This is a genomic window from Streptomyces sp. NPDC002144 (assembly GCF_053593695.1).
Window position 1 is genome coordinate 1 of sequence record NZ_JBSFDB010000132.1, and the last position, 4,590, is coordinate 4,590.

The 4,590-nt window shown below is 69.2% G+C and carries 4 protein-coding genes and 2 pseudogenes; 2 read left to right on the top strand and 4 right to left on the bottom strand.

The window, feature by feature from the left end; genetic code table 11:
* Positions 1-91: 91 nt before the first annotated feature.
* Positions 92-517, bottom strand: a complete 426-nt coding sequence (locus tag ACWCQ1_RS51615) for a hypothetical protein (RefSeq protein WP_451030078.1) — start codon at positions 515-517, stop codon at positions 92-94.
* 405 nt (positions 518-922) lie between these two features.
* Between ACWCQ1_RS51615 and ACWCQ1_RS51620 the strand changes: the two genes are divergently transcribed.
* Positions 923-1,414 (top strand): hypothetical protein, encoded by a 492-nt coding sequence (locus ACWCQ1_RS51620; RefSeq protein WP_451030079.1) that lies wholly within the window; start codon positions 923-925, stop codon positions 1,412-1,414.
* Positions 1,415-1,804: 390 nt separating this feature from the next.
* Here the strand turns inward: ACWCQ1_RS51620 and ACWCQ1_RS51625 are convergent.
* Positions 1,805-2,132 (bottom strand): annotated as a pseudogene (locus ACWCQ1_RS51625) (type III polyketide synthase); the annotation flags it as partial.
* 124 nt (positions 2,133-2,256) lie between these two features.
* On the opposite strand from ACWCQ1_RS51625, the gene ACWCQ1_RS51630 reads away from it, so the two are divergent.
* Positions 2,257-3,309, top strand: coding sequence for an AraC family transcriptional regulator (locus ACWCQ1_RS51630; RefSeq protein WP_451030080.1), 1,053 nt, complete (start codon positions 2,257-2,259; stop codon positions 3,307-3,309).
* A gap of 8 nt (positions 3,310-3,317) precedes the next feature.
* Here the strand turns inward: ACWCQ1_RS51630 and ACWCQ1_RS51635 are convergent, their stop codons facing one another.
* Together ACWCQ1_RS51635 and ACWCQ1_RS51640 are read right to left on the bottom strand one after the other, a co-directional pair.
* A complete protein-coding gene (locus ACWCQ1_RS51635) occupies positions 3,318-4,061 on the bottom strand; it encodes an SDR family NAD(P)-dependent oxidoreductase (protein ID WP_451030081.1) in 744 nt (247 codons plus the stop codon).
* Positions 4,062-4,187: 126 nt separating this feature from the next.
* Positions 4,188-4,590, bottom strand: a pseudogene (locus tag ACWCQ1_RS51640) (hypothetical protein); the annotation flags it as partial.

The window sequence follows — 4,590 nt, forward strand, 5'->3', positions numbered from 1 at the left end:
GGGCTCCAGCTTCGCCCACTGCGCATTCGTCAGATCGTGCCTCCCCATGAAGTGGATCTTGACACATCAAGATCCACTTCTGAAACACGCCCTAGCGCGAGTAAGGCTGGGATCGGCGCCGACGTGGGCCGCTGAACTCCCGCCTCATGATGGCGTAGCCGATGACCGCGGCCAGGGCCGCCTCGGCCCAGGTGCTGTCCGCCGCAGTCGGCTCCGCGCCCCCGGCATCGCCCTCGCGATTCCTCGCGTACAGGCCCGCCAGGTGGTCGCGCAGCGCGGTGTGCCGGGACACGCAGACGGCCGCCAGTTCCTCAGAGGTCGACGCCTCGGCCCAGATCTGGACGACCAGGCGTGCGTGCTCTGCGGACGCGCCGAGCGGCGTCACATGGGGCATCGAACGGCGCAACAGGTTCCCCGGCGTCTCGTCGGCGAGGAAACCGCCGCCTTCCGTGCCGTCCCGCCCGCTGACGCCTCGGCCACCGGCGCGGCCCTGCCAGCGCCCGGGTATCGCGGCCACATCGCCGGGTCCCAGACGCCGACGCGCATCGCCGGCCACGTCCAGCGCGTCGGCTTCGTCCCGCTGGCCAGTGTGCTGCCGTGGGCCGATGTCCTGTTATTGGCCAGCGGCGCCGGCTGCCGCGGATCCGGACGGTCGTCGATGACCGTCCGGTCACAGGAGACTGGGCACCGCGTGTTTCACCTGGATCATCTCTGTTTAGGCCTCCGCGACTTGGACGACGGGGTCCGCCGAGTGCATGAGGAGACGGTTTTGCCCGCTACGACGGTGGCGTCTTCGCCATCGGGCTCGCGAACACGATCTTCCCGTCGGTGACGACGTCTACCTGGAGGTCGAGGCCGCGACGAACCCCGCCTCCGAGGCGGCCGAGTGGTTCGACGGGCTCCTCGCGGACGGCGCCGACCCATGGATGTCCTGGAGCTTGCGCGCCGACACCCTCGAGGAGATGAACGCGCTCACGCAGCGGCTCAGCGGCGAGGTGGCACGGCTTCCGGGGCGCGTCCAGCCCGACGCACCCAGCTCATCATCACCAAGGGCCCCGGCCGCGCGCTCGACACGAGCTGGCGCCGGGGGCTGCCGAACTGGTTCTACCGGGAGGACCCGGCCACCAACCCGGACCGTGGGACGGCGGAACACGGTGAGCGCGGGGCGGCCGCGACCCGGCTGCTGATCGGTGCCGACGCCGCGGAACTGCGTGAGCACATAGGTGCCGAGACCTTCGACCGGCTGCCGCTGGCGGTCGTGTCCGGCCAGCCGGGCGTGCACGCGGTGACGGTGCGCACCGCGGCCGGACGCGAGGTCACGCTGCGCAAGGACCCGGCCGATCTGTCGAGGGCGGAGGATCACTCGGGCTTGGCGGCGATCAGCGGCTCCCAGAGGCGGAGTTGGACTTCGTAGGGGACGTGGGCAGCGGTGAGGTCCCACATAACGTGGTCGACGCCGAGTTCGGCAGCGCGGTGCAGGTCTGCTGCGACCTGGTCCACGGAACCGCACAACGGCCCGCGCCCGCCGTCGTCCAGGGGGTTTGGTAATGGGGGTCATTCAGCCGAACGACGACGGGGCCGGGCCGGCCACCGACGAGGGCCGCTTCCCGGAAGCGTACGAGCTGGTGTTCCAGGGTCTTCCAGCCATGGATCACAGGATGCAGTCCGAGCCCCATGCGGCTGGCCCGCTCGACGAAGGCGTCCGATCGGGGCATGACTCCGATGAGGATCGGGATCCCCTCCAGCTGCAAGCGCCTCCGGGCCGACCTCCACCGCAGGTGTGAGGTGGCATTCTCCCTGCGAAGACGTCCCAGTCCTGCTCCTTGGCGAACCGGCTCAGGATCGGAGCGATCATGGACATCGTCCCGGGCACCCGTCGGGTCGAGTTGGAAGTGGAAGCCCGTGTCCTTGACCCGGTAGGAGATCCATTCCTCGGTGTCGGGCACCAGGTAGGCGGAGTTCCGGCTCAGGGTCATTCCGGTGCCGACCCTGCCGCGCACGACGGCAGCGGCGATCGCGTCACCGAACAGGCCGTTGGACAGGAGCGTCCCCACGTCGGAGTCCGTCGGCTGGTAGCACAGCGAACAGAACTCACTCGTCACGACGAGCACGTTGGCGTCGGGGGAAGCAATGTCTCGTAACTCACTGTCGGCGTTGCCTGTAGACGTTTCGGGGGTTCAGTGGGGCGGAGCGATGTTGTGTAGATGGACGATCGTAGTCGCGTAGGATTTTGTAGGTTTTGAGCCAGGACAGGCAGTGTTCGACGTGGTCGCGGATTTCGCGGTGCCCGGCGTTGTAGTCCTGTTCGGCCCGGCGCTCCTCACCCGTCTCGACGGGATCGGCATCGTGGGGGTTGGATACGGTACAGGGATGTATCGCTGGAACGAGCGTGGTCTGATCCCGACGCCCAGAGCCTGGCGGGAAGCGTTCATCGACTTGCACGGCGAGAGCCGGGTCACCCTCACGGATGCCGGCCCGTGGGCGGGTCGGCTGGAGTGGCAGCGGTCACGGTCGTACGGCATCGCGCTCTGCGGTAACGTCCGCGAGGAATTCGTGCGGGAGCGGCGGCACATCCGGACAGACCCGCGCGGAGCGTTCGAGCTACTGGTGCCGACCGCCGGGAGCGCCCAGGTGGAGCAGGCCTCGGCCGCGGGCGAGATCCGGCCGGGCACTCTCGCGCTGTGCGACGTGGACCGCCCGTTGACCTTCACCCACGGCGAGGAATTCCAGTCGGTCGCGCTGATCGTCCCTGGGGAGGCGATCTACCGCCGTAATCCCGCCGCGGCCCGCGATCCGCAAGTCTTCGACGGCACGGTGGGGCTTGGCCGGCTGATCCGGCAGACGGTGCTCACCCTCCAACAGGAGCGGGAACACTTTTCCGAGGCAACCTTCGACATCGCATGCGACCAGTTACTCGACCTGCTATGCCTGGCCGCTGAAGGCGCCAGCGACTCGGCGCCGGCCGCCCAGCGAAGAGAGGTCGAGGCGCAGGTGAGACAGTACGTCCGCCGTCACGCTGCCGACCCCGACCTCTCCATCACCGGCATCGCCCGGGCCTTGGGTTGGTCGGCGCGATATCTGCAAGACGTGCTACAGGCCGCCGGCACCACCTCCCGCGACCTGATCCGCTCGGAACGGCTGCGGCTGGCCCGGACCCGGTTGGCCAGTTCAACCTGGGACACCCGGTCGATCGCGCAGGTCGCTCACGCGTCCGGGTTCGCCAGCCACGCGTCGTTCGCCACCGCCTACCGCCGCGAGTTCGGCGTCACGCCCCGCGAGACCCGCGGCGATGGCCGCGGTGAGTCCTGAGCCAGGCCTCAGGCGAGGGCGCCGCCGTCGACACGAAGGGTGCTGCCGGTGATGTACGCGGCGTCCGGCCCGGCCAGGAACGCCACCACACCGGCAACCTCGTCGGCCTCGGCGTACCGGTGCATCGGGATGACCGCCTGAAGCATGAACTGGCCGCCCTCGGAATCCTTCGACATGGCCATGTCGGTGTCGATGATGCCGCACTCGATCACGTTCACATTGATCCCGCGCGCGGCGAAATCCTGGGCCCACCCGCGGGTGTATGCCGTGACTGCAGCCTTGGTCGCCGCGTAGTCGGACATGCCGGCTGCGAAGGTCTTGCTGGCAAGGCCGGACGACAGATTCACGATCCGGCCGCCCTCGCGCATGTGCCGCACGGCCCGGTAGGTCGTGTCGGCGACACCGGTCAGGTTGATCGCGAGCTGCTCATCGCGTACGGCGTCGGTGATCTCCCCAGGCCGAAAGACACCGGCGCTGTTGACCAGGATGTCGATCCGGCCGAACTTCTCAGCGACCGCGTCCACCATGGCCGTCACCTGGGCGCGGTCGGCCTGGTCGGCCTGAATGCCCTCGGCGCGCACGCCCTGCGACCGCAGTTCCTCGACTACCGTCTTCGCCTTCTCCGCCTGCGCGACATAGGTGATGACCACGTCCGCGCCCAGCGTAGCCAGCCGCCGGGCCGTCGCCGCGCCGATCCCCCGGCTGCCCCCGGTCACCAGCGCCACCTTGCCCGACAGAATCTTCTCGATCACGAGCCAATCACTCCTTGCGAAATCCGCGCCTACCCGTGCCCGGTCAACGATGGCCGTCGGGACGCGCGCGGTCTTTCGCTGCGGCGCACAGCGCTTGCGCCAGGGCGCATAGAAATCAGCGGCTGGTTATGTAGTGACCACCCCTGTTCGGTGCGCGGCCGGCCGCTGTGCTGCGGGACTACATCGTGCACTGCGTGAGCCTGCGCGCCGAGATCCCGACGGAGACCTGCAGCATCCGGTGGGCGGCCGCCCGAGCCGGCTGGCGATCGGCGGGCGTGCCCGGACTGGCCCGGAACGCCAGGGCGGCGCCGGACGGATCCAGGTCCATAGCGCGCCCGGCAGGATGGTCAGCGGGCCCACACTGATGCTGGGCACCGGCACGCCGTTCTCGTCCTCGTACGCCTCGGCGTCGGACCAGTCGAGGTCGACTTCGCCGCCGGCCGGTTCGAGCGCATCCCGGACACGCTGTCTCATCGGCTCGCTCAGGTAGTTGTGGTGCAGGTCGAGCTTCCTGAGATGGGTCAGCGGC

Excerpts from the sequence above, each read along its gene's own strand:
- ACWCQ1_RS51620 (WP_451030079.1), top strand. The coding sequence starts at position 923 with ATGGATGTCCTGGAGCTTGCGCGCCGACACCCTCGAGGAGATGAACGC.